22 protein-coding genes and 3 tRNA genes are annotated in these 26,826 nt (G+C 59.6%); 16 read left to right on the forward strand and 9 right to left on the reverse strand.

Annotation, left to right across the window (positions count from 1 at the left end; translation table 11 throughout):
• Positions 1 to 80: 80 nt before the first annotated feature.
• Positions 81 to 245, reverse strand: coding sequence for a hypothetical protein (locus tag AD659_RS29950; RefSeq protein WP_167352864.1), 165 nt, complete (start codon positions 243 to 245; stop codon positions 81 to 83).
• 224 nt (positions 246 to 469) lie between these two features.
• On the opposite strand from AD659_RS29950, the gene AD659_RS10375 reads away from it, so the two are divergent.
• Positions 470 to 1,147 (forward strand): hypothetical protein, encoded by a 678-nt coding sequence (locus AD659_RS10375; protein WP_053120830.1) that lies wholly within the window; start codon positions 470 to 472, stop codon positions 1,145 to 1,147.
• Positions 1,148 to 1,246: 99 nt separating this feature from the next.
• Positions 1,247 to 1,444, forward strand: coding sequence for a DUF6021 family protein (locus tag AD659_RS10380; RefSeq protein ID WP_053120832.1), 198 nt, complete (start codon positions 1,247 to 1,249; stop codon positions 1,442 to 1,444).
• A 929-nt stretch (positions 1,445 to 2,373) separates the two neighbouring features.
• Here the strand turns inward: AD659_RS10380 and pbpG are convergent.
• Both pbpG and folD read right to left on the reverse strand, forming a co-directional pair.
• Complete coding sequence (gene pbpG, locus AD659_RS10385) at positions 2,374 to 3,312, reverse strand: D-alanyl-D-alanine endopeptidase (protein ID WP_053120834.1); 939 nt, start codon at positions 3,310 to 3,312, stop codon at positions 2,374 to 2,376.
• 339 nt (positions 3,313 to 3,651) lie between these two features.
• Positions 3,652 to 4,506, reverse strand: a complete 855-nt coding sequence (gene folD, locus AD659_RS10390; protein ID WP_053120836.1) for a bifunctional methylenetetrahydrofolate dehydrogenase/methenyltetrahydrofolate cyclohydrolase FolD — start codon at positions 4,504 to 4,506, stop codon at positions 3,652 to 3,654.
• Positions 4,507 to 4,787: 281 nt separating this feature from the next.
• Between folD and AD659_RS10395 the strand changes: the two genes are divergently transcribed.
• From AD659_RS10395 to AD659_RS29760, 11 genes are all read left to right on the forward strand, one after another.
• Positions 4,788 to 4,864: transfer RNA gene (locus tag AD659_RS10395), tRNA-Arg, on the forward strand.
• A 40-nt stretch (positions 4,865 to 4,904) separates the two neighbouring features.
• Positions 4,905 to 4,980: transfer RNA gene (locus AD659_RS10400), tRNA-His, on the forward strand.
• Positions 4,981 to 5,038: 58 nt separating this feature from the next.
• Positions 5,039 to 5,123, forward strand: a tRNA-Leu gene (locus AD659_RS10405).
• 420 nt (positions 5,124 to 5,543) lie between these two features.
• Positions 5,544 to 6,854, forward strand: a complete 1,311-nt coding sequence (gene tig / locus AD659_RS10410; protein ID WP_053120838.1) for a trigger factor — start codon at positions 5,544 to 5,546, stop codon at positions 6,852 to 6,854.
• Between the two features lie 93 nt (positions 6,855 to 6,947).
• Complete coding sequence (clpP, locus tag AD659_RS10415; protein WP_030140021.1) at positions 6,948 to 7,583, forward strand: ATP-dependent Clp endopeptidase proteolytic subunit ClpP; 636 nt, start codon at positions 6,948 to 6,950, stop codon at positions 7,581 to 7,583.
• A gap of 112 nt (positions 7,584 to 7,695) precedes the next feature.
• Positions 7,696 to 8,979, forward strand: a complete 1,284-nt coding sequence (gene clpX, locus AD659_RS10420) for an ATP-dependent Clp protease ATP-binding subunit ClpX (protein WP_024778305.1) — start codon at positions 7,696 to 7,698, stop codon at positions 8,977 to 8,979.
• A gap of 161 nt (positions 8,980 to 9,140) precedes the next feature.
• The gene (gene lon / locus AD659_RS10425) at positions 9,141 to 11,537 is read left to right on the forward strand and encodes an endopeptidase La (RefSeq protein WP_053120840.1); all 2,397 of its coding nucleotides are present in this window, start codon (positions 9,141 to 9,143) and stop codon (positions 11,535 to 11,537) included.
• 149 nt (positions 11,538 to 11,686) lie between these two features.
• The gene (locus AD659_RS10430) at positions 11,687 to 11,959 is read left to right on the forward strand and encodes an HU family DNA-binding protein (protein ID WP_053120842.1); all 273 of its coding nucleotides are present in this window, start codon (positions 11,687 to 11,689) and stop codon (positions 11,957 to 11,959) included.
• Between the two features lie 224 nt (positions 11,960 to 12,183).
• Entirely contained in the window at positions 12,184 to 14,055 is a 1,872-nt protein-coding gene (locus AD659_RS10440; protein WP_053120844.1) for a SurA N-terminal domain-containing protein, read from the forward strand.
• A 354-nt stretch (positions 14,056 to 14,409) separates the two neighbouring features.
• Complete coding sequence (locus tag AD659_RS10445; protein WP_053120846.1) at positions 14,410 to 15,282, forward strand: DUF2242 domain-containing protein; 873 nt, start codon at positions 14,410 to 14,412, stop codon at positions 15,280 to 15,282.
• Positions 15,283 to 15,357: 75 nt separating this feature from the next.
• Complete coding sequence (locus tag AD659_RS29760; protein WP_153044003.1) at positions 15,358 to 15,540, forward strand: hypothetical protein; 183 nt, start codon at positions 15,358 to 15,360, stop codon at positions 15,538 to 15,540.
• 26 nt (positions 15,541 to 15,566) lie between these two features.
• Here AD659_RS29760 and AD659_RS10450 read toward each other — a convergent pair whose 3' ends face one another.
• From AD659_RS10450 to AD659_RS10460, 3 genes are all read right to left on the reverse strand, one after another.
• A complete protein-coding gene (locus AD659_RS10450; protein ID WP_053120849.1) occupies positions 15,567 to 16,604 on the reverse strand; it encodes an AraC family transcriptional regulator in 1,038 nt (345 codons plus the stop codon).
• A 2-nt stretch (positions 16,605 to 16,606) separates the two neighbouring features.
• Positions 16,607 to 17,737: a carbon-nitrogen hydrolase family protein gene (locus tag AD659_RS10455; RefSeq protein ID WP_053120851.1), complete on the reverse strand. Its 1,131-nt coding sequence runs from the start codon at positions 17,735 to 17,737 to the stop codon at positions 16,607 to 16,609.
• A gap of 172 nt (positions 17,738 to 17,909) precedes the next feature.
• Entirely contained in the window at positions 17,910 to 19,127 is a 1,218-nt protein-coding gene (locus AD659_RS10460) for a DUF3422 domain-containing protein (protein WP_053120853.1), read from the reverse strand.
• A 242-nt stretch (positions 19,128 to 19,369) separates the two neighbouring features.
• On the opposite strand from AD659_RS10460, the gene AD659_RS10465 reads away from it, so the two are divergent.
• Together AD659_RS10465 and AD659_RS10470 are read left to right on the forward strand one after the other, a co-directional pair.
• Positions 19,370 to 21,409, forward strand: a complete 2,040-nt coding sequence (locus AD659_RS10465; protein WP_053120854.1) for an oxidoreductase — start codon at positions 19,370 to 19,372, stop codon at positions 21,407 to 21,409.
• 194 nt (positions 21,410 to 21,603) lie between these two features.
• Positions 21,604 to 22,512: a 1-aminocyclopropane-1-carboxylate deaminase/D-cysteine desulfhydrase gene (locus tag AD659_RS10470; protein ID WP_053120856.1), complete on the forward strand. Its 909-nt coding sequence runs from the start codon at positions 21,604 to 21,606 to the stop codon at positions 22,510 to 22,512.
• A 6-nt stretch (positions 22,513 to 22,518) separates the two neighbouring features.
• On the opposite strand, the gene AD659_RS10475 is transcribed toward AD659_RS10470, so the two are convergent.
• Positions 22,519 to 23,067, reverse strand: a complete 549-nt coding sequence (locus AD659_RS10475) for a cytochrome b (protein WP_053120858.1) — start codon at positions 23,065 to 23,067, stop codon at positions 22,519 to 22,521.
• Positions 23,068 to 23,192: 125 nt separating this feature from the next.
• Positions 23,193 to 24,599 (reverse strand): type VI secretion system Vgr family protein, encoded by a 1,407-nt coding sequence (locus AD659_RS10480; RefSeq protein WP_053120859.1) that lies wholly within the window; start codon positions 24,597 to 24,599, stop codon positions 23,193 to 23,195.
• A 219-nt stretch (positions 24,600 to 24,818) separates the two neighbouring features.
• Here AD659_RS10480 and AD659_RS10485 point away from each other — a divergent pair, with 219 nt between their 5' ends.
• A complete protein-coding gene (locus AD659_RS10485; protein WP_053120861.1) occupies positions 24,819 to 25,523 on the forward strand; it encodes a YebC/PmpR family DNA-binding transcriptional regulator in 705 nt (234 codons plus the stop codon).
• 237 nt (positions 25,524 to 25,760) lie between these two features.
• Here AD659_RS10485 and AD659_RS10490 read toward each other — a convergent pair whose 3' ends face one another.
• Positions 25,761 to 26,822 carry an ABC transporter substrate-binding protein gene (locus AD659_RS10490; RefSeq protein WP_053120863.1) on the reverse strand — a complete coding sequence of 354 codons (1,062 nt, stop codon included), beginning with the start codon at positions 26,820 to 26,822 and terminating at the stop codon, positions 25,761 to 25,763.
• Positions 26,823 to 26,826: the final 4 nt, after the last annotated feature.

A 26,826-nucleotide genomic window follows, 5' to 3' on the forward strand; every position in this document is an offset into this window, starting at 1 on the left:
CAGGCAGACAGAAGCCACCCGGGTCCAGGCCCGGGTGGCTTTTTTTTGGATTTGAGAACGATGGGTTTGAACGTAAGAGGTCAGTGCGCGGCGGCGTGGCGCCGGGCAGGCTCGGCGGCTTTTTCCGATGGCGCAGGTGGCGCGTGATAATGGCGCCGAGCGATTCGAAGCACCCCCCACAACATGGCCGTGGCTACGCTCAGCCAGCCGAATATCAGCATCAGGATTGTCGTCGTCAGGCTCATCTGTGCCTCCTTCTATCCCTGGTCCGGGATAACGCACCCAGTACAATGGACAGTCTAGTCGCTCAAATGTTGCAGCTCGTCGATCTGAGGCACCGAGGGATGGATCGGTTCGTTCTATCGCCATCGTAAAACGATGGTTATGGCTATACCCGGGGCTTTGCGCACTTTATGATCGTCGGCCCAAGCCTGGCCCGGATGCCGGGTACCTGAACAAGAGAGTCGTCATGTCGTCGGTCATTCCATCGTTTCGATCAATGGTACTGGTGGTGTCCTGCCTCGTCGCCCTGGTGGGGTGTGCGGGCAATGTGTCGCCGCAGATCCAGCGCCTGCCCGAGCGGGTGGAGCTCAACAGCGTGCCGTTCTACCGTGGCGAAATGCACCAGGGCGCCCCGCAGTCCCTGGCCGCCCTGCTGACATTGCAAGGCACGGTGATCACCCCGGGGCTGCTGGAAAAACCCTTGCACCTACCCGGTGGCGAAGCCGGTTTGCAGCAGAGCATGCCCACCCTGGCGCGGGAATACGGGCTGCTGGTCTATCCCCTCGACGCCAAGCTGCCCGCCTTGTTGGAGCAAATCGCGGCGGGTTATCCGGTGCTGGTGCGCTATGTCGACGGTTCGGCGTTTTGGGCCGCACCTCGGTATGGGATTCTTGCCGGCTACAATCGTCAGAAGCAGACGGTGTTGTTGCGTGCAGGCATGAATCGTCGGCAGTTGATGAGTTTCAGTGCCTTCGAATCGGCCTTCCAGAGCGCGGGTGGCTGGGCGGTGCTGGTTCAGCGGCCCACGCAGCTTCCAGCTAATGTCGATTCGCAGCGTTGGCTGAAAGCGGCGGCCGATCTGGCCGGGGCAGGGCAGGAGCAAGCGGCGGCGCGGGCCACCAAGGCTCTCGGCGCGGCGCATTGATCGATCGCCCCGTTCGTCACTTGCCGGGCACGACCCGACAGGCCTGAGGCTCTTATCGTCAGGGTTGGCATTTTCCGACCGTGATTAAAGGAGGCAGGCATGGCACAGTCGAAAACACCTACGGGGCCACATTCTTCCGAGCATTCCAGTGGTGATGATTTGGGGTTCGATCCGGACTCGCCGGATCTTGAGGATCCTCAGGTCGATCCGGTAGGGCCGGCCAAGGCACCTCTGGACAAGAAGAAGGGTGAGGGCAAGCCCAAGTCTTATGATCCGCTGGGTGACCTGAAGCCGTAGATAGACGCGTGGTTTGGTGTGTATATCAGTTTTTTGCGTAACGGCGGCTTATGGTTCCGCTCTTACAGCGGGTCACTTTTGGAAAAGCCGGGAGCCGGACCAGCCAAAAGTAACCAAAAACGCTTTGCCCCACCACTCGGCACCTCGCTTAGGCTCGGTGTGCCCTCACTCCGGCATTGCTCCGTGGGCCGCCGCGAAGGGCCATCCCGGCATTCATGCCGGGATGCCCACTGCGCAATGCCTGCGTTCGGCCAGCGTGGTTTAACGGGGCGTCCAGATCAAGATCAAGATCCGAAGCAGAGCAAGAGCAAGAGCGGGGCACATGCCGACATTTATGTGGCTGAGCCACCGCTATCGCGAGCAAGCTCGCTCCCACATGGATTTTCGGCAGCCACAAAATGCATATACGCCACAGAACTTTGTGGGAGCGAGCTTGCTCGCGATGACGCCGGCCGATCCAACATCGCCGTAAACGGACCCACCGCCTTCGCAAGCAAGCCCGCTCCCACTGAAGAAACGCGATCACCATAGAGCCAGGTCGGCTATCAGGCCGCCTCGCGGTGGACGTTGATCTCGGGCGCCCCGTTAACCACGATGGCTGAACGCAGGCATTGGTTCGTGGGCAACCCGGCATGGATGCCGGGTTAGTCGCGCTGGGCCATGGATGGCCCTTCGCGGCGGCCCACGAACCAATGCCGGAGTGAAGGCATGCCGAGCCTTAGCGAGGCACCGAGTGGTGGGGCAAAAGCGTTTTGGTTACTTTTGCGCTTCTCAAAAGTGACCCGCTGTAAAAGCGGAACCCTAAGTAGCCGTTACCGAAGAAACGGATATACACCCAAAACTCAAAACCCAAGCAAAAAACGGCGCTCCCCATTTCTACTTGAAAGAAGCGCCGCTTTTTCTAAGTGAACAGCATGACGACGCGTGGATTACTTGGAAGCTTCCACCACCCCACTCTGGCGGCTCTTGAGATTCTTGGCAGCCTTGTATTGCAGGGCCACCGCCGGCACGGCGGCGCTTTTTCCGGTTTCCACCCAGCTACGAATCCGGCTGGCGTCGGCGAAGTGCGTGTACTTGCCGAACGCATCAAGGATCACCAGCGCCATCGGGCGATTACCCATCTTCGTTACCAGCACCAGACAGTGGCCGGCCTGGTTAGTGAAGCCGGTCTTGGTCAACTGGATATCCCAGTTGGCCTTGTGGACCAAATGATCGGTATTGCGAAACCCAAGGCTATACACCGGCTTGCGGAAGGTAACGGTCTTTTCCTTGGTCGTGCTCAACTCGCTCAGCAGTGGGTATTTGCGAGCGGCGATCAGCAGTTTGGTCAGGTCCCGGGCGGTGGAGACGTTGTGGATCGACAGGCCCGTCGGTTCGACGTAGTGAGTGCTGGTCATGCCCAGCGCCTTGGCCTTGGCGTTCATGGCGGCGATGAACGCCACATAGCCGCCCGGATAGTGGTGGGCGAGGCTGGCGGCGGCGCGGTTTTCCGAAGACATCAGGGCGATCAGCAACACGTCCCGGCGCGACAGCTCGCTGTTGAGCTTGACCCGGGAAAACACGCCCTTCATTTCCGGGGTGTTGGCGATAGTGATGGAGATATATTCATCCAGGTTCTGTTTGGCGTCCAGCACGATCAGGCCGGTCATCAACTTGGTCACCGAAGCGATCGGCACCACCACGTCCGGGTTGCTCGAGTAGACGACTTTATCCGTCTGCAGGTCCAACAACATCGCGCTGCCCGAGGCGACTTGCAGCTTGGCCGTATCCCGAGGGGCCGCGATGGTTTCCTGTGCAACGACATTTTGCGTGATGAAGCTGCCTGTGAAAGCGATGAACAGGCTGATGATCGATAGACGGATTTTCACGCGAGTAGACTCGATGGAGTTGAAGGTGCCGTTGAGCAACGACTTTAAAACGTCGCATTCTAGGAGTATGGGCGAGAGCAGCGCTATATGCCTGTATCGCCAGGGCTTGTGAATAAATAAAGTTTAATGAAGGAGGATTCTGGCGAATCGAATCTGAAAAATTCGTAATTCGCGTGATCCGTGCAAGTGATCGAACCTGATGGCTAAAGCCCAGACACCAGAAACACCTGTGGGAGCGAGCTTGCTAGCGATAGCGGTGGACCGGCCAACCCTCAGGTTGACTGACACACCGCTATCGCGAGCAAGCTCGCTCCCACAGGGTCTTTGTTGACGCGTCTATCAGCTGTGCAGCGTCTCGGCTGCGTACAACGTGTTTTCCAACAGGCAGGCGCGGGTCATCGGGCCAACGCCGCCGGGTACCGGGGTGATCCAGCCAGCGCGGGGCAGGGCGGTCTCGTAGACCACGTCGCCCACCAACTTGCCGTCGTCCTGGCGGTTGATGCCCACGTCGATGACGATGGCGCCTTCCTTGATCCACTCGCCCCGGACCAGGCCAGGTTTGCCGGCGGCCACCACCACCAGGTCGGCACGACCGACATGGCCGGCCAAGTCCTTGGTGAAGCGATGGGTCACGGTCACGGTGCAACCGGCCAGCAGCAACTCCATGGCCATCGGACGGCCAACGATGTTGGACGCGCCCACCACCACGGCATCGAGGCCATACAGGTCCACGCCGGTGCTTTCCAGCAAGGTCATGATGCCCTTGGGGGTGCAGGGGCGAAGCAGTGGGATGCGCTGGGCCAGGCGACCGACGTTATAAGGATGGAAACCGTCGACGTCTTTGTCCGGGCGGATACGCTCCAGCAGCTTGGAGGCGTCGAGGTGTTCAGGCAGTGGCAACTGGAGCAGAACACCGTCGATGTTCGGATCGTCGTTGAGGCGATCGATCAGATCGGCCAACGCTTGCTGGGTGGTTTCGGAAGGCAGGTCGTAGGCTTGGGAAAGGAAGCCGACCTCTTCACAGTCTTTACGCTTGTGCGAGACATAAACCTGAGAGGCAGGATCGCTGCCGACCAGGATCACCGCAAGGCCGGGCGTGCGCAGGCCTTGCTGGCGACGCTCGGTGACTCGTTGGGCGATCTGCTGGCGCAGGCTGGCGGCGATCGATTTGCCGTCGATAAGTTGTGCAGTCATTGCGCGTGGTTAACCATCGAGAGGGGAAAAAAAGAGAACGCATTCTCGCATGCCGGGGCGTGAGGGCAAAGGCGCTTGGTCTGCAAATTCCCCTAACCCCTTTAATTAAATGAATTTTTTTTAAAAAAGAGTTGACGACCTATCAGGCCGTCTATAACATTCGTCGCACTTGTCGGGCACAGCCTAGCACTGGTTAAGAAGGTGGAGCGGAGTTGGTTGTTTCAACTCGGTAAAACTGAAAGCACTTAGTTTGTAATCGTCCAAGAATACAGATTAAAAAGGCGCCCGTAGCTCAGCTGGATAGAGCATCCGCCTTCTAAGCGGATGGTCGCAGGTTCGAGTCCTGCCGGGTGCGCCATTAGGCAGCTTTGGCACAAGTAAGGCAACAAGGCAATATGGTGGGCGTAGCTCAGTTGGTAGAGCACGGGATTGTGACTCCCGTTGTCGTGGGTTCGATCCCCATCGTCCACCCCATATTCTAGAAAGGCGCCAGATCTAACAATCTGGCGCCTTTGCTTTAAAAGCTTGATACGCGGATGTGGTGGAATTGGTAGACACACTGGATTTAGGTTCCAGCGCCGCAAGGTGTGAGAGTTCGAGTCTCTCCGTCCGCACCATACAAGTCGCTATTTAAATAGCAGAGAACGGCGCAGTACCTGAAAAGGGCTGCGCCGTTTTTGTTTTTGGTGGTTTTGGGTCTGGTATCGGCGCCGTTCAGAGCTGTGCGCAGCGCTCGTTTCGTCGCGAATATGTTTCGTGATGATGCGCGACACGTCCGTCGGTCTCTTTGCGGGGCTGAGGAAAGCGTGATCGCACAAGCCGCTTCTATATATAGAAGCGTTGGCGCAGAGCCTTGGACTGAATCGGCTGTATTTGCAATCCGGGCGGGGCATGACCGTTTGTCCCGTCCTAAATCCGGAGCTTGTTTCCAGCGCGTTTTCAGTAGGGTGACTTCTTGAGTTTGACCTACTAGAATGCATGCCCTTGATTCTGGGGTCGGAAACGCCCGGCCAACGTCTGTGCAACGAGGAATATCCATGCAAGTTTCTGTTGAAAATACTTCTGCTCTTGAGCGCCGCATGAGCATCACCGTGCCGGCTGAGCGCATCGAGACTCAGGTCAACAAGCGTCTGCAGCAGACTGCCCAAAAGGCCAAAATCCCAGGTTTCCGCCCAGGCAAAGTGCCAATGAGCGTGATCCGTCAGCGTTACGAAGCTGATGCGCGTCAGGAAGCCGTGGGCGACGTGATCCAGTCTTCGTTCTACGAAGCGGTCGTCGAGCAGAAGCTGAACCCGGCCGGCGCGCCGTCCGTCGAGCCTAAAGTGCTGGAAAAAGGCAAGGACCTGGAGTTCGTTGCCACGTTCGAAGTGTTCCCTGAGTTCACGGTTGCAGGTTTCGAATCCATCGCCGTCGAGCGTCTGAGCGCTGACGTGTCGGATGCCGACCTGGACAAGATGCTGGACATCCTGCGCAAGCAGAACACCCGTTTCGAAGTGACTGAACGTGCCGCCCAGAACGAAGACCAACTGAACATCGATTTCGTCGGCAAGGTCGACGGCGAAGTGTTCGCTGGCGGTTCCGCCAAGGCTACCCAGCTGGTGCTGGGCTCCGGTCGCATGATTCCTGGTTTCGAAGACGGCCTGGTTGGCGCCAAGGCCGGTGAAGAGCACGTGCTGAACGTGACCTTCCCTGAGGACTACCAGAACCTGGACCTGGCGGGTAAAGCCGCCGAGTTCACCGTGACCGTCAACAGCGTTTCCGAGCCGAAACTGCCTGAGCTGAACGAAGAGTTCTTCGCCCAGTTCGGTATCAAGGAAACCGGTCTGGAAGGTTTCCGCACCGAAGTTCGCAAGAACATGGAGCGCGAGTTGCGCCAGGCCATCAAGTCCAAGGTCAAGAACCAGGTCATGGACGGGCTGCTGGCTTCCAACCCGATCGAAGTGCCAAAGGCCCTGCTGGACAACGAAGTGAACCGTCTGCGCGTGCAGGCTGTTCAACAGTTTGGCGGCAACATCAAGCCGGACCAACTGCCTGCCGAGCTGTTCGAAGAGCAAGCCAAGCGCCGCGTCGTGCTGGGCCTGATCGTCGCCGAAGTGGTCAAGCAGTTCGAGCTCAAGCCTGACGAAGCCCGCGTTCGCGAACTGATCCAGGAAATGGCATCGGCCTACCAAGAGCCTGAGCAAGTCGTGTCCTGGTACTACAAGAACGACCAGCAACTGAACGAAGTCCGTTCGGTTGTGCTGGAAGAACAAGTTGTGGATACTGTTCTGCAGAAAGCTAGCGTGACCGATAAAGCGGTCTCTTACGAAGAAGCGGTCAAGCCGGTGGAAGCTCCACAAGCCGATTGATGGTTCTGCGGTAAGAAATAAACACCCATAAGCCAGCCTTCGTGCTGGCTTATGCGTATTCAAGACATAACTATTTGGGAGTGACTGCGAGACATGTCCCGCAATTCTTTTTATCAGCAGAGCTCTGACATCCAGGCCGCAGGCGGCTTGGTCCCTATGGTTATCGAGCAGTCCGCCCGTGGCGAACGTGCCTATGACATCTATTCGCGTCTGCTCAAGGAACGAGTGATCTTTTTGGTGGGGCCGGTGGAGGATTACATGGCCAACCTGATCTGCGCGCAACTGTTGTTCCTTGAAGCCGAAAACCCGGACAAAGACATCCATCTATATATCAATTCCCCAGGCGGTTCGGTGACGGCGGGCATGTCGATCTACGACACCATGCAGTTCATCAAGCCTAACGTTTCGACGACCTGTATCGGTCAGGCGTGCAGCATGGGGGCGTTTTTGCTGACCGCCGGCGCTCAAGGCAAGCGCTACTGCCTGCCGAACTCCCGCGTGATGATTCACCAGCCGTTGGGCGGTTTCCAGGGCCAGGCATCGGATATCGAAATCCATGCCAAGGAAATCCTCTTCATCCGCGAGCGCCTCAACACCTTGATGGCCAAGCACAGCGGGCGCACGCTTGAAGAAATCGAGCGTGATACCAATCGCGACAATTTCATGAGCGCTGAAGCCGCACGTGAATATGGTCTGATCGATGAAGTGATCAGCCAGCGCCCCGCTTAAAATAAGCTGCTCAAAATGAGGTTGATCGGCAAGTCCGATCATCTGCGGGCTTGAAAAAGCCTGCAATTGCCTTCATCTTGTGTTGCAAGCCTATCGGATTTGGATCGATCGAATGACTGACACCCGCAACGGCGAGGACAACGGCAAACTGCTTTATTGCTCCTTCTGTGGCAAAAGCCAGCATGAAGTGCGCAAATTGATTGCCGGCCCCTCGGTCTTCATTTGCGACGAGTGCGTCGACCTGTGCAATGACATCATCCGCGAGGAGGTGCAGGAAGCCCAGGCCGAGAGCAGCGCGCATAAATTGCCTTCGCCTAAAGAAATCAGCGGCATCCTTGATCAGTATGTGATTGGTCAGGAACGTGCGAAAAAGGTACTGGCCGTAGCGGTGTACAACCACTACAAGCGCCTGAACCAGCGTGACAAAAAGAATGACGAGGTCGAACTCGGCAAGAGCAACATCCTGCTGATCGGCCCGACAGGCTCGGGTAAGACCCTGCTTGCCGAAACCCTGGCTCGTTTGCTGAACGTTCCGTTCACCATCGCCGACGCAACCACCCTCACCGAGGCGGGTTATGTGGGTGAAGACGTCGAGAACATCATTCAGAAGTTGTTGCAGAAGTGCGACTACGATGTGGAAAAGGCCCAGATGGGCATTGTCTACATCGACGAAATCGACAAGATTTCCCGCAAGTCCGACAACCCGTCCATCACCCGGGATGTTTCCGGTGAAGGCGTGCAGCAGGCCTTGCTCAAGTTGATCGAAGGCACGGTCGCTTCCGTTCCGCCTCAAGGTGGTCGCAAGCATCCGCAGCAGGAATTCCTGCAAGTCGATACCCGTAACATCCTGTTCATCTGCGGCGGTGCGTTCTCCGGCCTGGAAAAGGTTATTCAGAACCGTTCCACCCGTGGTGGCATTGGTTTCAACGCCGAAGTGCGTAGCAAGGAAGAGGGCAAGAAGGTCGGTGAGTCCCTGCGTGAAGTCGAACCTGACGATTTGGTCAAGTTCGGTCTGATCCCGGAATTCGTCGGTCGTCTGCCGGTCCTGGCGACGCTGGATGAGTTGGATGAAGCGGCATTGATGCAGATTCTGACCGAGCCGAAGAACGCCCTGACCAAGCAGTACGCCAAGCTGTTCGAAATGGAAGGTGTAGACCTGGAGTTCCGTTCCGACGCGCTGAAGTCGGTCGCCAAACGTGCCCTGGAGCGTAAAACCGGTGCCCGTGGGTTGCGCTCGATTCTCGAAGGCGTATTGCTCGATACGATGTATGAAATCCCCTCGCAGTCCGAGGTGAGTAAAGTCGTGATCGACGAAAGCGTTATAGAAGGCAAGTCCAAGCCACTGTATATCTATGAAAACAGTGAGCCGGCTGCCAAGGCCGCTCCGGACGCTTAAGCGTCCCGCTGCCGGAACAAAGAAGGGGCCTTCGGGCCCCTTTGCTTTTAGCGCGTTTTAGACGTGTCTTAGCGCTTGTTTTTTTTCGAGGCTGCCCCCATCTTGGTTTCAAGCTTACTTCCATCTGTTTCCGGCCCTAGGGCCGCCGTAGAGGCGAAATCATGAAGACAACCATCGAATTGCCTCTCCTGCCATTGCGCGATGTCGTGGTGTATCCGCACATGGTTATCCCGCTGTTCGTGGGGCGCGAGAAGTCCATCGAAGCCCTTGAGGCTGCGATGACGGGTGACAAGCAGATTCTGCTGCTGGCTCAGAGAAATCCAGCCGACGATGATCCCGGCGAAGACGCACTTTATCGCGTAGGTACGATTGCAACGGTTCTGCAGTTGCTCAAGTTGCCCGACGGCACCGTCAAGGTCCTGGTCGAAGGCGAGCAGCGCGGTACTGTCGAGCGTTTCAGCGAAGTGGACGGCCATTGCCGGGCCGAGGTGTCGCTGATCGAAGAAGTCGACGCGCCCGAGCGTGAATCAGAGGTATTTGTCCGCAGCCTGCTGTCGCAGTTCGAACAGTACGTGCAATTGGGCAAGAAGGTGCCTGCGGAGGTCCTGTCGTCGCTTAACAGCATCGACGAGCCTGGGCGGCTGGTCGATACGATGGCGGCCCACATGGCCCTCAAGATCGAGCAGAAGCAGGAAATTCTCGAGATCATTGATCTGTCGGCTCGTGTCGAGCACGTGCTGGCATTGCTCGACGGCGAAATCGATCTGTTGCAAGTCGAGAAACGCATTCGCGGTCGCGTCAAGAAACAAATGGAGCGCAGCCAGCGTGAGTACTACCTGAATGAGCAGATGAAGGCCATTCAGAAAGAGCTGGGCGATGGCGACGAAGGCCACAACGAAATCGAAGAGCTGAAAAAACGCATCGATGCCGCCGGCTTGCCCAAGGACGCACTGGCCAAGGCCCAGGCCGAGCTGAACAAGCTCAAGCAGATGTCGCCGATGTCTGCCGAAGCCACCGTTGTGCGTTCCTACATCGACTGGCTGGTCCAGGTGCCGTGGAAAGCCCAGAGCAAGGTACGCCTGGACCTGGCGCGTGCCGAAGATATCCTCGACGCTGACCATTACGGCTTGGAAGAGGTCAAGGAGCGCATCCTTGAGTACCTCGCCGTACAGAAGCGCGTTAAAAAGATTCGCGGTCCGGTCTTGTGTCTGGTCGGTCCTCCCGGGGTCGGTAAAACCTCCCTTGCGGAGTCGATTGCCCACGCGACCAACCGTAAATTCGTACGCATGGCCTTGGGTGGCGTGCGTGACGAGGCGGAAATTCGTGGTCATCGCCGCACTTACATCGGTTCGATGCCAGGAAGATTGATTCAAAAGATGACAAAGGTCGGCGTGCGCAATCCGCTGTTCCTTTTGGACGAAATCGACAAGATGGGCAGCGATATGCGCGGCGATCCCGCCTCGGCATTGCTCGAAGTGCTCGATCCTGAGCAGAATCACAATTTCAACGATCACTACCTGGAAGTCGACTACGACCTCTCGGATGTGATGTTCCTCTGCACCTCCAACTCCATGAACATTCCGCCGGCGTTGCTGGACCGGATGGAGGTGATTCGTCTGCCGGGCTACACCGAGGACGAGAAGATCAACATCGCGGTGAAGTACCTTTCGCCCAAGCAGATCCAGGCCAACGGCCTGAAAAAAGGCGAGTTGGAATTCGACGAGGAAGCGATTCGCGACATCATCCGCTATTACACCCGCGAAGCCGGTGTGCGTGGCCTGGAGCGGCAGATTGCCAAGGTCTGCCGCAAGGCGGTCAAGGAACATGCGCTGGAAAAACGCTTCGCGGTCAAGGTCACTTCGGACTTGCTCGAGCATTTCCTGGGCGTGCGCAAGTTCCGCTATGGCCTGGCCGAGCAGCAGGACCAGATCGGTCAGGTGACTGGCCTGGCGTGGACACAGGTGGGTGGTGAGTTGCTGACCATCGAAGCGGCCGTGGTACCGGGCAAGGGACAACTGATCAAGACCGGCTCCCTGGGCGACGTGATGGTCGAATCGATCACCGCTGCGCTGACGGTGGTTCGTAGCCGTGCCCGGAGCCTGGGCATTCCTCTGGACTTCCATGAGAAGCGCGACACGCATATCCACATGCCTGAAGGGGCTACGCCCAAGGATGGTCCAAGCGCCGGTGTAGGCATGTGCACGGCGCTGGTTTCGGCATTGACCGGCATCCCGGTGCGCGCCGACGTCGCCATGACAGGTGAAATCACGCTGCGTGGCCAAGTCTTGGCGATCGGCGGTCTGAAGGAAAAACTGCTGGCGGCACACCGTGGCGGGATCAAGATCGTGATCATTCCAGAAGAGAATGTTCGCGATCTGAAGGAAATTCCTGACAACATCAAGCAGGATCTTCAGATCAAACCTGTTAAATGGATTGACGAGGTCCTGCAAATTGCGCTGCAATACGCGCCGGAGCCCTTGCCGGATGTGGCTCCGGAGATTGTCGCAAAGGAAGAAAAGCGAGAGTCTGACTCTAAGGAAAGAATTAGCACGCATTAATACGCATTTGCCTGGGGGGCCTTCCTTGACAGTTTTTTAGAGCCCTTGTTATAAAGCGGCTCTTAAGTGTCTGCAGGCCATTCAGCACTCGTTTTTGCTTTCACCAAAAAAACTTAGAATCATCTCAAATAGATATAAGGGGACTTAGAGTGAACAAGTCGGAACTGATTGATGCTATCGCTGCATCCGCTGATATCCCGAAAGCTGCTGCTGGCCGTGCGCTGGACGCTGTAATCGAATCCGTCACTGGCGCTCTCAAGGCTGGCGACTCCGTTGTTCTGGTTGGTTTCGGCACCTTCTCCGTCACTGATCGTCCAGCTCGCACCGGTCGCAACCCGCAGACTGGCCAGGCGCTGGAAATAGCTGCTGCCAAGAAGCCAAGCTTCAAAGCTGGTAAAGCACTGAAAGAAGCCGTTAACTAAGGTTTCGTTGAGTTTATCCGGGTCGGGGTCATGCCTGGCTTGGCAGCGGAGCGGTAATACGGCCGGTTGCAACCGGTCTGGCACGCCAGGGCTTGCAGGTTCGAGCCCGGTCCGCTCCGCCAGTTACGAGAAGGCGCATCCTCGGATGCGCCTTTCTTCTATCCGGATTCTACCCACGCTCCACGGTTGCCTAAATTTGAAGTTCAACCGTTTCTGGGGGACGCATGCTGCAGAATATCAGGGACAATTCACAAGGCTGGATTGCCAAGACCATCATCGGGATCATCGTCGCATTGATGGCGTTGACCGGTTTCGAAGCCATTTTTCAAGCCACTACCAGCAGCAATGACGCGGCCAAGGTCAACGGCGAGAACATCAGCCAGAACGAGCTGAGCCAGGCGGTCGACATGCAACGCCGTCAGCTCATGCAACAGCTGGGCAAGGATTTCGACGCCTCCCTGCTGGACGAAAAAATGCTGCGCGATTCGGCGCTCAAGGGCCTGATCGATCGCAAGTTGCTGTTGCAAGGCGCACACGATGCGAAATTCGCTTTCTCCGAAGCTGCGCTTGATCAAGTGATCCTGCAGACGCCTGAGTTCCAGGTCGATGGAAAATTCAGCGCCGAGCGTTTCGATCAAGTGATCCGCCAGCTGGGTTACAGCCGTATGCAATTCCGCCAGATGCTGGCTCAGGAAATGCTGATCGGTCAGTTGCGCGCCGGCTTGGCAGGCAGCGGTTTTGTCACCGACGCCCAAGTGCTGGCCTTCGCTCGCCTGGAAAAGCAGACCCGTGATTTCGCCACCTTGAACATCAAGGTCGATCCAGCGTCGGTGAAGCTGACCGATGATGAGGTCAAGGCTTACTACGACAAACACGCCAAGGAATTCATGACCCCTGACCAGGTGGTCATCGATTACCTCGAGCTGAAGAAAGCCTCTTTCTTTGATCAGGTCAACGTCAAGGATGAAGACCTGCAAGCGGCTTACCAGAAAGAAATCGCCAACCTGTCGGAGCAACGTCGGGCTGCGCACATCCTGATCGAAGTGAATGACAAGGTGACCGAAGCCCAGGCCAAGGCGAAGATCGAGGAGATCCAGGCGCGCTTGGCCAAAGGCGAGTCGTTTGAGACCCTGGCGAAGGAGTTTTCCCAGGATCCGGGTTCGGCGAACAACGGTGGCGATCTCGGCTATGCCGGTCCAGGCGTCTACGATCCGGAGTTCGAAAAGGCCCTGTACGCCTTGAACAAGGACCAGGTCTCGGCACCGGTACGCACCGATTTCGGTCTGCACCTGATCAAGCTGCTGGGTGTCGAAGCGCCTGAAGTGCCGACCTTTGCCAGCCTCAAGGACAAGCTGACCCGCGAGCTGAAAACCCAGCAGGTGGAGCAGCGTTTCGTGGAGGCGACCAAGCAACTGGAAGACGCCTCGTTCGAAGCCTCCGACCTGGCGCAGCCGGCCCAGGACCTGAAGTTGACCGTCCACACATCGGCCCCGTTCGGTCGTGAAGGCGGTGAAGGCATTGCGGCCAATCGTGCCGTGGTCACTGCTGCGTTCAGCCCGGAAGTGCTGGAGGAGGGTGCCAACAGCACCGCCATCGAGCTGGACCCTGAAACCGTCGTGGTGCTGCGTGCCAAGGAGCACCGCAAACCTGAGCAACTGCCGCTGGAAAAAGTGGCAGGCCCCATCCGCGCTCAGTTGGCCAAGGAACACGCCAGCGCAGCAGCCAAGACCCGCGCTGACGAGTTGATTGCCAGCCTGCGCGACGGCAAGACCGCACTGGACAAGCCCGTCGACGGTCAAGGCTGGAAAGCCACCGAGGCGGCAACCCGCAACCAGGAAGGTATCGATCCTGCGGTGCTGCAAGCGCTGTTCCGCATGCCTAAGCCTGAGTCCAAGGACAAGCCGTCGTTCAGCAGCGTGACCTTGCCTGATGGCAGCCTGGTGCTCGTGCGTCTGAACGGTGTGAACGAAGCGGCGGCACCGACTGACGAAGAGAAGGCTGAATATCGTCGTTACCTGGCGTCCCGTGTGGGTCAGCAGGACTTTGCGGCGTATCGCAAGCAGTTGGAGAGTCAGGCGGATATCAAGCGTTTCTAATGGCTTGATGGTTTTTCAAACCTGGTTGTGATGCTGTTCACTAGAGAAAACGGCGCTTCTTCAGAAATGGGAAGCGCCGTTTTTTTGGTTTCTTTTTTTCCGGGACGGGGTGTATATCCGTTTCTTCGGTAATGGCCGCTGGCGGTTCCGCTCTTATAGCTGCTCTTGCAGCGGCTCACTTTAGAATCATGTGTGTTACCCAGAAGCGGGTATTCGTCGATCCACCGGATTAGCGTCTTTTTCCTGCAAACAACCCCCAGTAAACTTGTAACCCCCTTGAAACAAGATTAGCCACGCTGCCAGGTCGCGTTCTGTTGCACAATACGCCCCGGACCGTTTTTCTCAGGATGTTCAATGTTCAGATCATTACCCATGCGCACCGTCGGGCTTGCATTACTGCTTGCCGCCGCAGCCGGTTGCTCGTCGAAGAAAACCGCCATATACGAGCACGAAAACTTCGATGATTCGGGCACGTTCTCGCGCACCTATCCGGTGAGTGACGCGGCGACCTGCGAGGCCGGGCGTCGGGCGTTGCTCAGCCAGGGTTACATCATCACCAGCAGCGATCCGAAGTTGGTCAGCGGCCACAAGAGTTTCCAGCAGACCGGCGAAACTCATATGGAGATCAGTTTCAACCTGGTCTGTGCCGAAGACGGCGGCACCGGGCACCGTGCGACGATGTTCGCCAACGCCTTGCAGGACCGTTATGCCCTGAAGAAAACCAACAACTCCGCCAGCCTGGGTGTGGGTGTGCTGGGTTCGGTGTCGATGCCGATCGGCTCCTCGGATGACTCGATGGTCAAAGTCGCCAGCGAAACCGTGTCGGCGGCCAAGTTCTATGAGCGGTTCTTTGCCTTGGTGGAGCTGTTCCTGCCTCCCGAAGCGAAGAAAGCCGCTGAGAATGCCGACAAGCCGAAAGCCGAGCTGGGAGTACCGGAAACCAAGGCCGAGTCAGCCGCCTTGATGCCTGCTCCAGCCCCTGCGCCCGAGCCGGAACCTGTTGCGCCTGCGCCCGCAGTCGCTACCCCGGTCGAGGAGGCTGTGCCGGCCCCCGTCGAAACCGCTCCTACGGTGTCGGAGCCTGTGGCACCGCCGAGCGAGCCCGCGCCGATTGCGCCTGAGTCGTTCGAGTCTGCGCCGACGACGGAAACCGTGACACCGCCACCACCACCGTCCAGCTCGTTGCCGGCTCCGACCGAGCCGATCCAGCCGCTTCCGGCGTCTTGAGGTCCAGGTGGCAGGGTGTTACGCCCTGTCACACCTTCACGCGGTAATTTCCCGACCCTGTGCTACGTTTAATTCATGAAGCCTTTGCTTCATGTTTTGTTCATAAAGCAGCTTTATGCTGATGCCAGCGCCATCAGGCATTTGGATTCAATGACAGGGGAAGGACACGCAATGGATGATTATCAGGAAGAGCTGCTGGAATACCAGGCCTATGAACTGGACCCGCTGGAACCCGCCGAAGATGCGACGGAGTTGTAAGAACGCTGTAAGCCAGCACTTGAAACTCAACGCCCCCGGTGACTACGGCGAAACTCCCCAGGCGTCTGGTCGTTCCAGCGCTTGAAGGCCCGTTGAAAGGCCTCGGCTGAGGCAAATCCCAACAGGTAGGCGATTTCACCGAACGCCAGTTCGGTATCGCGTATGTAAGTCATGGCCAGGTCGCGGCGGGTGTCGTTGAGGATTGCACGGAACTGCGTGCCTTCGTCGGCCAGCTTGCGGCGCAGGGTCCAGGTCGGCAGCTTCAGGCGGGCCGCCACTTCTTCAAGGTCGGGCTCGCGACCGCCGCTGAGCAACGGTCCCAGCAATTGAATGATGCGCTCACGCAGGCTGCGGGTGCGGGTCAATTGTTCCAACTCCCGTTCACACAATTGAATCAGGTGGTGCCAGGTGCTGGGGCAATGCTGCGGATTGCGCTGGGCGAGGCTGTCCAGGCCCAGGCGCAGTTGATTCTGTTCGGCGCCAAACTGGATCGGGCAGTCACCCAGCGTGCGGTAGGCCTCCAGGTATGCCGGCTCCTCGAACTCGATTTCGATGCGTTCGGGCCTCAGCGCGATGCCGCTGACGCTGGACAATTGCGCCAGCCAGCCGGCAATGATCGAGTCCACGACGAAGCGGTTGTAGGCGTTGTACGGGCTGATGGAATAGAACCGTAGCCAGGCGCCGCGGGCATCCTCATGGAAACTCGATTGGCCGCGATAGTTGGAACCATACAGCGGTTCGAAGCGGGTCATGCAGCGGGCCGCCTCGCGTACGGTCGGCGCCTGGGCCGCGGTTACGCCCGCCAGCCCGGCCTGGCTCAAGCGCCCAAGCTGACCCATGCGCAGGCCCAGGGCCGGGTCCTGGGTCTGTTGGATCGCGGCGTAGCCCAGGCGCATGTAGCGTGGGATCGACAGGCGTGCCCCAGGCTCGGCCAGGCGCGCGGCGTCGAGACCGTACTGTTCCAGCAAAGGCTTGGGGTCTTGCCCATGGCTGGCGACCGCGTCAGCCAGGCTGTGGACGAAGCCCACGGACAAGTCCCCCAGGCGCATCGGCTGCGGTTTCATGTTTACAACCACAGGTTCAACAGGCGCGCGCCACGGGCTTCGCCATCGGGAAAGTGCTGGCCATTGTGGCTGATGAAACTCTGGCCGGCGCTGCCGCTGTCCCAGAACTGGCCACGCAGGAATACGCTGACGCCACCCCGGGCCTGGCTGATGGGCAGTTGGCTGGTCAGTGTCAGGCGATGCCAGGCTTGGCCCTCGCTCACTTCACCGGGTTTGAGGCTCACTTCGCTTGGCGTGGACAGGCCTTTATAACCGCTCCAGGGTTTGTCCCAGGCGCCGCGACCGATGACGAAGGCAGGCACCGCGATCAGTTGTGCGCCCTGTTCGTTGAGCTGCCGGTAGTGGAGCGGGTACCAACTGTCACTGCCGATTAGCACGCCCAGGCGCCCGGCAGGCGTGTCGATGACGAGGGGGGCGGCCGGGTGGGCGGCGCCCAGCACATCCTGCTGTTCGAACACCGGATGTCGTTGGCGTTGTGGCTGGCCGATCGGCCGGCCATCGCTGCCGAACACCAGGCTGCTGTTGTACAACGCGCCGCGACCAATCCTCAACTCGCCTTCGCTGATGCTGGGCTCGGGTAGCACGATGGAGCCGGCCACCAAGGTGATGCCGAACTCCTTGGCCAGCCCGCCGAACAGCGCTTGATAGTCATGGGCCATGCGTTCGGCTTTCATGCGCAGGTAGGCATCATCCAGTCGGCTGTCACCTTGAGCGCTGACCAGTGCCTGGATGAACGCCAGCGGATTGCTGACCGCCAGCCAGTGCATGGCTTCCTTCAGGGTGGTGGCTTGGTACAACTCGTCTTTTTCGCCGCCGACCATCAGCCAGGTGCCAATGTGCTCGGGCAGGACCACCACGGTCTTGGCATTGATAAAACCCTGGTCGCGAGCCGCCTGCAGATAGGCCGCCAGTTTGCGATGCAGGCGTTCGGGGCTTTGGTAATCGGTGGGGAACAGTTCGGGCTGGATGCCCAGCAGGTTGCCGCGGTTCGCCGGCGTGCCCTGGTCGACTGCCAGGTTGATGCGCAGGTCTGACAGGTAATGACCCGCCGGACGATCGGTCGTCCACAATGCGTAGGTGACCAGGGCGGCCATCAGGGCCAGTGAAAACAGCAGGTACAAAAATTTGCGCATGGGGAACAGTCAGCGGCCGTGTACAGGTTCGTGATTTTTCATCAAGAGTCACGGGGCAGGGTACGGTAAAACAAGGGATTAGCGAAGGGCGTACGTTGATTTGTACGCACGGCAAGCGTACGCAAAGGCGTCCATGGAACCCGTCGACGCCCTTGGCGTTGGGCAGGGCGGGCTAGTGACTTTTGGCCTTTCTGATCCGGATCAGAATCAGCAGCATGATCAACAGCACCGGCGGCGTCATGCCCAGCAGCGCCTCACGGGCCGAGAGGTCTGCCCCCAAGGTATGCAACCCGCTGTAGACCAACTTGAACAAGTTGATCAAGTAGTAGGTGATGGCAATGATTGACAGGCCTTCCACCGCGCGTTGGATCTTGATCTGCGCATCGGCGCGGGCATTGAGGCTGCGCAGGATCTCGGCGTTCTGGTCTTCCATCTCGACTTGCACGCGGGCTTGCAGCAAGTCACCCAGGTTGGCCACGCTCATGGCCAGTTGTTCGAGGCGCTGCTCGGTGGCGGCGCAATAACGCACCGTGGGTTTGAAGCGTCGTTCGATGAATACGCCCAGCCGCTGACAATCCCCCAGGTGACTTTCGCGCAACTCCCCCAAGCGCTCGAACACCAGTTGCGCGTAGGCGCGGGTCGCGCTGAAACGGTGGCGATTCCTGACCGAGCTGCTGACGACCTGGCGAGACAGCAGGGCAATGTCCTCCAGCAAGGTCTTGGCGTGCACGCCGCTGGCATTGGCGTTGCGCTCGGAGAGGCTCACCAGGGTGCGATCGAATTCGTTCAGTTGCGGGTCCAGTGCCTTGGCGATACTGAGCGACAAGGACGCCATCATGCGATAGGTCTCGATTTCCAGCAGGCGCCGGATCATGCGCCCCTGGCGATAAGCGTTGAGCCGTCGGTTGATGAACAGCAGGCGATTGGTGCCGTCCTCGGTCAGGCGAAAATCGCTCCAGACCACCGCATCGCCACCACCCACGCATGAGCCGCAAGGGTCCTTGAAACCGTAACTGGGCAAGTCGAGGCCAGCTTCGGCGCGCACCACCACCTGAACGGCGTTGATGAGGTGCTGGGCGTGACCTTCGATGCCCCGGGCAAGGCTGTCGGGCAGCGTGGTCCATTGCAGCTCGTTGCTGCTGGCAGGCACGACCAGGGTCAGGGTGAAGAACTCGGCGTGGCGCTCCCACTTCAGCGGATGCCCTTCCAGGCGGGTGATGCCCTGTGCGGCCTGCGCGGCGACGGTATCAGGGCACAGTCGCGCGAGCAGCGCGTTGCACTGGGCGTTGTCGCCCAGAAACGCCAGGTGGAAGACGTGGGCCGGTTCGTCGAAATACAGCGACGGACGGGCGTGCAACTCGTTGTGCAGCATTTTTCGTTGGGGATGCATGCGAGGGCGACCGTGTTATTAGGGTTGTTTTTTGGTTTGAGCACCTGGGCCAGCGTTGATAGGACTGGCTCGTCTCGCTGAGAGTCACGTACAGCTGATCGGTGTCCTGCACATTTGGATCATTAAGTTGTCAGTTACGGTCATTGAGCGCCTGCGCCCTGGCTCTTACGCTGTGGGCCATGACAGACGCAAGCCGCAGAGCTTGCGCTTTATTTCCGTGATCGCCCGTTGTGGAGTTACCGATGACCGCCTCTCATTACCCGCACCTGCTGGCCCCGCTGGACCTGGGTTTCACCACGCTGCGCAACCGCACCCTGATGGGCTCGATGCACACTGGCCTGGAAGAGAAGCCCGGCGGCTTCGAACGCATGGCGGCGTATTTCGCCGAGCGCGCCCGGGGCGGCGTGGGCCTGATGGTCACCGGCGGGATCGGGCCGAACGACGAGGGTGGTGTCTATTCCGGTGCGGCCAAGCTGACCACCGAAGAAGAGGCGCTCAAGCACCAGATCGTGACCAGGGCCGTGCACGAGGCGGGTGGCAAGATCTGCATGCAGATTCTTCACGCCGGGCGCTACGCCTATAGTCCCAAGCAGGTGGCACCGAGTGCGATCCAGGCGCCGATCAACCCATTCAAGCCCAAGGAGCTGGACGAGGAAGGCATCGAGAAGCAGATCAGCGATTTCGTCACTTGCTCGGTCCTGGCCCAGAAGGCCGAATACGACGGCGTCGAGATCATGGGCTCGGAAGGTTATTTCATTAACCAGTTCCTGGCGGCCCACACCAACCACCGTACCGACCGTTGGGGCGGCAGCTATGAAAACCGCATGCGCCTGCCGGTGGAAATCGTCCGTCGGGTGCGCGAAGCGGTAGGTCCGAATTTCATCATCATCTTCCGCCTGTCGATGCTCGATCTGGTGGAAGGTGGCAGCACCTGGGATGAAATCGTCCTGTTGGCCAAGGCCATCGAGCAGGCCGGCGCGACGATCATCAACACCGGTATCGGTTGGCACGAAGCACGGATTCCCACCATCGCCACCAAGGTTCCACGGGCGGCGTTCAGCAAAGTCACGGCCAAGCTGCGCGGTTCGGTGAGCATTCCGCTGATCACCACCAACCGCATCAACACCCCGGAAGTGGCCGAGCAGATCCTCGCCGAAGGCGATGCAGACATGGTCTCCATGGCGCGGCCGTTCCTGGCCGACCCGGAGTTCGTCAACAAGGCCGCTGCCGGTCGCAGCGATGAAATCAACACCTGCATCGGCTGCAACCAGGCGTGCCTGGACCACACCTTTGGCGGCAAGCTCACCAGTTGCCTGGTGAACCCGCGGGCCTGCCACGAAACCGAGCTGAACTACCTGCCAGTGACTCAGGCGAAGAAGATCGCCGTGGTCGGTGCCGGCCCGGCCGGGTTGTCCGCTGCCACGGTGGCGGCCGAGCGTGGGCACCAGGTGACGCTGTTCGATTCGGCCAGCGAAATCGGTGGCCAGTTCAACGTTGCCAAGCGCGTGCCGGGTAAGGAAGAGTTTTTCGAGACCCTGCGCTACTTCAAGCGCAAATTGCAGACCAGCCATGTCGAGCTGTGCCTCGACACCCGGGTGGATGTGGCGCAATTGGTGGCCGGAGGTTACGACGAAATCATCCTCGCCACCGGCATCGCCCCGCGCGTGCCGGCGATTCCCGGAGTGGAGCACGCCAAGGTCTTGAGCTACTTGGACGTAATCCTCGCGCGCAAGCCGGTGGGGCGCAGTGTCGCGGTGATTGGTGCCGGCGGTATTGGCTTCGACGTGTCGGAATTCCTGGTTCACCAGGGTGTTGCCACCAGCCAGGACCGTGAGGCGTTCTGGAAGGAATGGGGTATCGATACCCACCTCGAAGCTCGCGGCGGCGTGGCTGGGATCAAGGCCGAACCCCATGCACCGGCGCGCCAGGTGTTCCTGCTGCAACGCAAGACCTCCAAGGTCGGTGACGGCCTGGGCAAGACCACCGGCTGGATTCATCGCACGGGCCTGAAGAACAAGCAGGTGCAGATGCTCAACAGCGTCGAGTACCTGAAGATCGACGACGATGGCCTGCACATTCGCATCGGTGAAGCCGGCGAGCCGCAAGTGCTGGCGGTGGACAATATCGTGATCTGCGCTGGCCAGGATCCGCTGCGTGAGTTGCAGGAAGGCCTGGAAGCGGCGGGGCAGACCGTTCACCTCATCGGCGGTGCCGACGTGGCGGCTGAACTGGACGCCAAGCGCGCGATCAACCAGGGTTCGCGGTTGGCGGCGCAGTTGTAAGGCGCACGCCCTGTAGACACCCGGATCCCCTAGTGTGGGAGCGAGCCTGCTCGCGATGGCGGTAAGTCAGTTTCAGATGTGCTGGCTGACCCACCGCTATCGCGAGCAGGCTCGCTCCCACAGGTTCTTTCGTTGTCAGGTCGTCCGCGACCAAGCTGTTAAGATACCGGCCCAACTCCACCTGACCTGCCGCCATGCTACTTCCCACCCTCGACTGGCACCCCCAACCCCGGCTCGAACCTCTTCACCTGGACTGGCTCGCCCGTGCCGGTGTCGAAGTGGCGGTGTTGCGCCTGGACCGGATCGATCCGCTGATCAGCGGCAACAAGTGGTTCAAGCTGGTCCATCATCTGCGCGCCGCCCATGAGGCCGGTGCCGAAGGGGTCATGAGCCTGGGCGGGGCCTATTCCAATCATTTGCATGCGCTGGCGGCGGCGGGCAAGCGCTTCGGCTTTCCCACGGCTGGGCTGCTGCGCGGTCATCCCCAGGACACGCCGACGGTGCGTGACCTGGAAGCATTGGGTATGGAGCTGCACTGGTTGGGTTACGGCGGATACCGAGAGCGGCACGCGGCGTGTTTCTGGGGGCCGTGGCAGGTCCGCTATCCACATTTGCATCCGGTGCCCGAAGGCGGTTCGGGATTGCCGGGCGCACAAGGCTGCATGACCTGGGCGGCCAGCGTCCGTGAACAATTGGCGGCGTTGGGATGGACGGATTATCACGGTTGGTGGCTGGCCTGCGGCACCGGAACATCGCTGGCCGGGCTGGTGCTGGCCGAGGCGGGCGAGCGTCCGGTCTATGGCGCGCTGGCGGTGCCCCCGGACCATGGCGTGGCCCAGCAGGTCGAGCGCATCGTGGCGGAGGCGGGGCATTGCAAGCCGCGTTATGAATTGCTCGACGGCAGTCGTGGTGGTTTCGCCCGGGTCGATGCCGAGCTCACTGATTTCATTGAGACCACGACGGCCATTGAACTGGAGCCGTTGTACACCGGCAAAGCCTTGATGTTGCTCAAGGCACATGTCGAGGCCGAGGCGTTTGCCCCAGACACGCGTCTGGTCTTTGTCCACACCGGCGGTCTGCAAGGCCGCCGAGGGTTCGAGTAACGGCGATCAACCGCGTTTGGGCATCATCCGCAACAGCGTGTTGTCGCGTACCACATAGTGGTGATACAGCCCCGCCAAGGCATGCAGACCGATCAACCAATAGCCGATGGTGCCACCGAGCACGTGCCAGCCTTCCAGTTGCTTGGCAAAATCCTTGTCCTGATTGATGAGCAACGGCAGATCGAAACCGTAGAACATCACCTGGTGCCCTTCGGCGCTGGTGATCAGCCAGCCCAGCAGCGGCATGGCGATCATGAATACATACAGCGCCCAGTGCATCAGGCGGGCGAGGAGGGTTTGCCAGGCAGGCGACGCCGGGAAAATCGCCGGTGCCTTGCCCATGCTGCGGGCGAACAGGCGTAGCCAGACCAGCAGGAACACGGTCAGGCCAAGCATGAAATGCGCTTCCTTGATCAGGGTCCGGCCGCCACTGCCCTTGGGGAAAATCCCCCGCAACTCGATGCAGGCATAAACCACGGCCAGCAGCACCAGCATCAGCCAATGCAAGGTCACCGTGACGGTACTGTAGCGGCTTTCCGAATTTTTCCAGGGCATCGCGGGTATCTCCAACAATCAGGGTAAAGCGCCGTCTAGAGCGGCGTTGTGTCTTCACTGTAAGCCCGTTTCGCTGGGTTTGCATGAGCCAGATCAGGTTTGCCGGCAAGAAGCCACACGGAGGCTCAGGGTGTGAAGTCTGGCGGGTTCAGCAGCCAGTCCAACAGTAACCCGGCGTTAGGGTTGGCACGGGACGGTTTCGGGGGGGCGGTGGCGTGTCCTGCGCCGGTATCGACAGCCCCTGGGCACAGCACCGGCCGGTCGGGATCGCCATCGAGAAAACTCACCAGCACTTCGCTGCCGGCCATCAGCGAGGGGCTGTTGTCCAGGGTCAGTCGCGACACGGGCAGCGTGATGCCTTCCTGATCTGGCACCCAGAGGCTGACGCTGATTTGCCCGCGCTCATCGGACTGGGCCGGTAGGCCGGCATGGCCGAGTACATGGGCCAAGTGATAACCGGGGATGCTGGGTTTTGGATGCCTGAGGGCCGGCCTGAACACCGTGGACCAGGGAATGGCGGTGAACCGGTTGCGGTAGTCACGGGCCGACGATGTGGCGGGCAGGTCCGGTTCAAGGATCGAGAACTGCCGCCCGCGATGCTGGACTTCGGTGATCAGCCATTGATCGTTGAAGGTGGAAACCGGGTGTTCGCAGACCTGCACGATGTCGCCACCGTGCAGGGCCGGTTGGTCACTGTGACCATGGATTTCTCGTTGCCGACAGCGCAACCGTTCCAGCTGGCGGCGACCGGCCTGGTAATGGTGAGTCAAGGCCGGGTCACCGTGCATGCCTTCATGGTCGATCTGCTCAAGGCGTTGATTCGCCGCGGAGGCGTCGGCTTCGGTGGTGGCCCGGTCGCGGAACCCGACAGGCCAGCCAGGCATCATCGCGTGGTGACGCAAATACAAGCGCTTGATGGCCGGTATCGAGTTGTCGTTCGGGCGCAGGGGCAGTTCGACGGGGCGCACGGGGAAACTCTTCGGGTCTTCGGCAAACACCAGGACGTGGCCTTGGGGGGCGTGCTCGAAGTGGTAATGAATGCCTTCTTCCTCGCACAGCCGTTGCAGGAGGGTCAGGTCGCTTTCGTCGTACTGGATGCAGAATGGGCGACACGGATACTGCCCATGGGGCAGCTCGAAACGGTAACTGTCGGTGGGCAGGGCGTTGTCTTCCAGCAGGTGTCGCAGCAACTGCACCACGCTGAGTCGATGGAAAACCCGGCGCCGCGGACCTTGTTCCAATCGCTGCAGGTAGGGGACCAACGTCAAGCGATAGCCGATGCGCCGCGGGGCCAGGGCACTCAGGCTGACACTGTGGACAATCCCATGGATGCCCGATTCGCCGTCCAGACGCAGGAAGGCCGGATGCCCCAATAGCAGGTCGGGGTTTAACGGTGGGGCCAGGCCGATCAATTCCAGGTCGAAGCGATACGGCTGGTTGAGGGCTTCGCGGCCATTGAAGCGCAAGACTTGCAGTTGCAAGTCGCTTTGCGTGAGCGTCAGGCTGAAGGGACTTTCCGTGTCGTTGCGCATCGCGCCTCCTACTGGCAGGGACAGAGGCGCTGAGGGTACGAAACCGTGAGGGTAAACGGTGCTCGTGAGTCGCTATTTCAGAAAAGCCCTACAGCAAACTGTGAAAATGTCGATCCGGCAGGGTGAATTTTTTGGTCGATCAGCCGGTTTAGGCCGTATAAACTTGCGCCACAGCGCCGGCCGGCAGATGTCTCGGCGCGTCAGACAAGAGAGTGAGTAATGGGCGCACAGTGGAAGGTTAAACACAAAGAAGCGGCTGCCAACGCCAAGGGCAAGATCTTCGGCAAGCTGGTGAAGGAAATCACCATTGCCGCGCGCAACGGCGCTGACACCGCGACCAACGCGCATTTGCGATTGGTGGTCGAACAGGCCAAAAAGGCCTCGATGCCCCGCGAGACCTTGGAACGTGCGATCAAGAAAGGTTCTGGCCAGCTTGGTGAAACCGTGCAATACCACCGCGTCACCTACGAAGGGTTCGCGCCGCACCAGGTGCCGCTGATCGTTGAATGCGTGACCGACAACATCAACCGTACCGTCGCCGAAATTCGCGTCGCCTTCCGCAAGGGCCAATTGGGCGCCTCGGGTTCGGTGGCGTGGGACTTCAACCATGTCGGCATGATCGAAGCCGCGCCAGACAGCCCGGACGCCGATCCGGAAATGGCCGCCATCGAGGCCGGTGCCCAGGATTTCGAGCCAGGTGAAGACGGCGCGACCTTGTTTATCACTGACCCTGTCGACCTCGATGCCGTACAGAAGGCCTTGCCAGAGCAGGGCTTCACCGTGCTGTCGGCCAAGCTGGGCTACCAGCCGAAGAACCCCGTCAGCGGCTTGACCGACGAGCAGATGGCTGAAGTCGAAGCCTTCCTCGAAGGCCTCGACAACCACGATGACGTGCAGGACATGTTTGTCGGGTTGGCGGGTTAAGCGAATACACGCAATCCCTGTGGCGAGGGAGCTTGCTCCCGCTCGGCGGCGCGTAGGAGCTGTCGAGTGCAACGAGGCTGCGATCTTTTCACTGCCACTTAAATTGTGAGCGAAAGATCAAGATCAAAAGATCGCAGGCTTCGCCAGCTCCTACAGAGCCCAACGGGAGCAAGCTCCCTCGCCACGGGTTATTGGCTCAGTTTTTGAATTGGCCGCATGATAACTGCAAAGTCCGCTCTAGCGCTCGATACTGCGGTTCCAGCGGGCGTTCCAGGCCGGGCGCTGTTCGTTGACCTGGTCCCAATCCACGGCAATCGCCGTTTCCAGGTATTGCTTCATCGCTTCCACCTGGCCATGGGTCTTGTCGGTGGTTGGGGTGTTGGGGTTGGAAGGGATCTGGTCGCCTTCCTCCAGGGCAATGGCCTGAGCTTGCGGCGTCAGCAAGAACGCGGCGAGTTTTTGCGCCAGTTCCGGTTGGGTGTTCTGCGCAATGGCGCATTCGGCGACGTTGAGGACCACGGCGCCTTCCTTCGGCTGGGCATATTCCACCGGCATGCCCTTGAGTTTCAGCGCGGTCACCTGGGTCGGCGTCAGCGGGAACAGCGCGGCTTCGTCGGTCTGCAGCATTTCGGATATCTTCGCCGAGCTCGGGATGTACTCCAGCACATTGCGCCCCACCGTATTCGGCCACGCCTTGAAACCTGGCTCGACGTCGGTTTCGCTGCCGCCCTGGATCCGGTTGAACATCAAAAAGCCGTGCAGGCCGAAGGTGGACGAGGCCATCGACTGGAACACCACTTTGTCCTTGAAGCGCGGATCGGCCAGGTCCATCCAGGAGGTGGGCGTATTCCAGCCTTTTTCCTTGAACAGCCGGGTGTTGTAGGCCAGCCCCGTTACCCCAAGGCTGACTGCCACGGCCTGGTCCTTGATACGCCCCTTGGCCGGGATCTGCTCCAGGGTCGGGCTGTCCTCGAGCTTGTCGCACAGCCCCATGGCGATGGCGCGGTACATGATGCCGTCATCGAGGAACATCACGTGCATTTGCGGGTTGCCCTTGCTGGCCTGGACTTTCGCCAGGATGTCGGCGGAAGTGCCGGGCACGATGACCACTTTGACGTTGTTGGCTTTTTCGAAAGCCGGCAAGACCTTGTCGGCGTAAAGCCGCTCCATGGTGCCGCCGTTCATGCCCAGGTAAAGCGTCGGCTCGGCCAACGCCTGGGTGGCTGGGAGCAGGGCGCCCAGGCATGCGGAACCCAGCGAGCAGAAAGCGAACAGTGCACTGCGTTTGACGTTATTCATTGGC

The sequence above is a fragment of the Pseudomonas thivervalensis genome (genome assembly GCF_001269655.1).
GTDB lineage: Bacteria > Pseudomonadota > Gammaproteobacteria > Pseudomonadales > Pseudomonadaceae > Aquipseudomonas > Aquipseudomonas thivervalensis.

Coding starts and splice junctions, on each gene's coding strand:
- AD659_RS10490 (WP_053120863.1), bottom strand. CDS start 26,822: ATGAATAACGTCAAACGCAGTGCACTGTTCGCTTTCTGCTCGCTGGGT.
- AD659_RS10475 (WP_053120858.1), bottom strand. CDS start 23,067: ATGCCCTGGAAAAATTCGGAAAGCCGCTACAGTACCGTCACGGTGACC.
- AD659_RS10485 (WP_053120861.1), top strand. CDS start 24,819: ATGGGCGCACAGTGGAAGGTTAAACACAAAGAAGCGGCTGCCAACGCC.
- AD659_RS10455 (WP_053120851.1), bottom strand. CDS start 17,737: ATGCGCAAATTTTTGTACCTGCTGTTTTCACTGGCCCTGATGGCCGCC.
- clpP (WP_030140021.1), top strand. CDS start 6,948: ATGTCCCGCAATTCTTTTTATCAGCAGAGCTCTGACATCCAGGCCGCA.
- AD659_RS29760 (WP_153044003.1), top strand. CDS start 15,358: ATGAAGCCTTTGCTTCATGTTTTGTTCATAAAGCAGCTTTATGCTGAT.
- lon (WP_053120840.1), top strand. CDS start 9,141: ATGAAGACAACCATCGAATTGCCTCTCCTGCCATTGCGCGATGTCGTG.
- AD659_RS10480 (WP_053120859.1), bottom strand. CDS start 24,599: ATGCGCAACGACACGGAAAGTCCCTTCAGCCTGACGCTCACGCAAAGC.
- AD659_RS10380 (WP_053120832.1), top strand. CDS start 1,247: ATGGCACAGTCGAAAACACCTACGGGGCCACATTCTTCCGAGCATTCC.
- AD659_RS10450 (WP_053120849.1), bottom strand. CDS start 16,604: ATGAAACCGCAGCCGATGCGCCTGGGGGACTTGTCCGTGGGCTTCGTC.
- AD659_RS10375 (WP_053120830.1), top strand. CDS start 470: ATGTCGTCGGTCATTCCATCGTTTCGATCAATGGTACTGGTGGTGTCC.
- AD659_RS10470 (WP_053120856.1), top strand. CDS start 21,604: ATGCTACTTCCCACCCTCGACTGGCACCCCCAACCCCGGCTCGAACCT.
- clpX (WP_024778305.1), top strand. CDS start 7,696: ATGACTGACACCCGCAACGGCGAGGACAACGGCAAACTGCTTTATTGC.
- AD659_RS29950 (WP_167352864.1), bottom strand. CDS start 245: ATGAGCCTGACGACGACAATCCTGATGCTGATATTCGGCTGGCTGAGC.
- tig (WP_053120838.1), top strand. CDS start 5,544: ATGCAAGTTTCTGTTGAAAATACTTCTGCTCTTGAGCGCCGCATGAGC.
- AD659_RS10460 (WP_053120853.1), bottom strand. CDS start 19,127: ATGCATCCCCAACGAAAAATGCTGCACAACGAGTTGCACGCCCGTCCG.
- AD659_RS10445 (WP_053120846.1), top strand. CDS start 14,410: ATGTTCAGATCATTACCCATGCGCACCGTCGGGCTTGCATTACTGCTT.
- AD659_RS10440 (WP_053120844.1), top strand. CDS start 12,184: ATGCTGCAGAATATCAGGGACAATTCACAAGGCTGGATTGCCAAGACC.
- AD659_RS10465 (WP_053120854.1), top strand. CDS start 19,370: ATGACCGCCTCTCATTACCCGCACCTGCTGGCCCCGCTGGACCTGGGT.
- folD (WP_053120836.1), bottom strand. CDS start 4,506: ATGACTGCACAACTTATCGACGGCAAATCGATCGCCGCCAGCCTGCGC.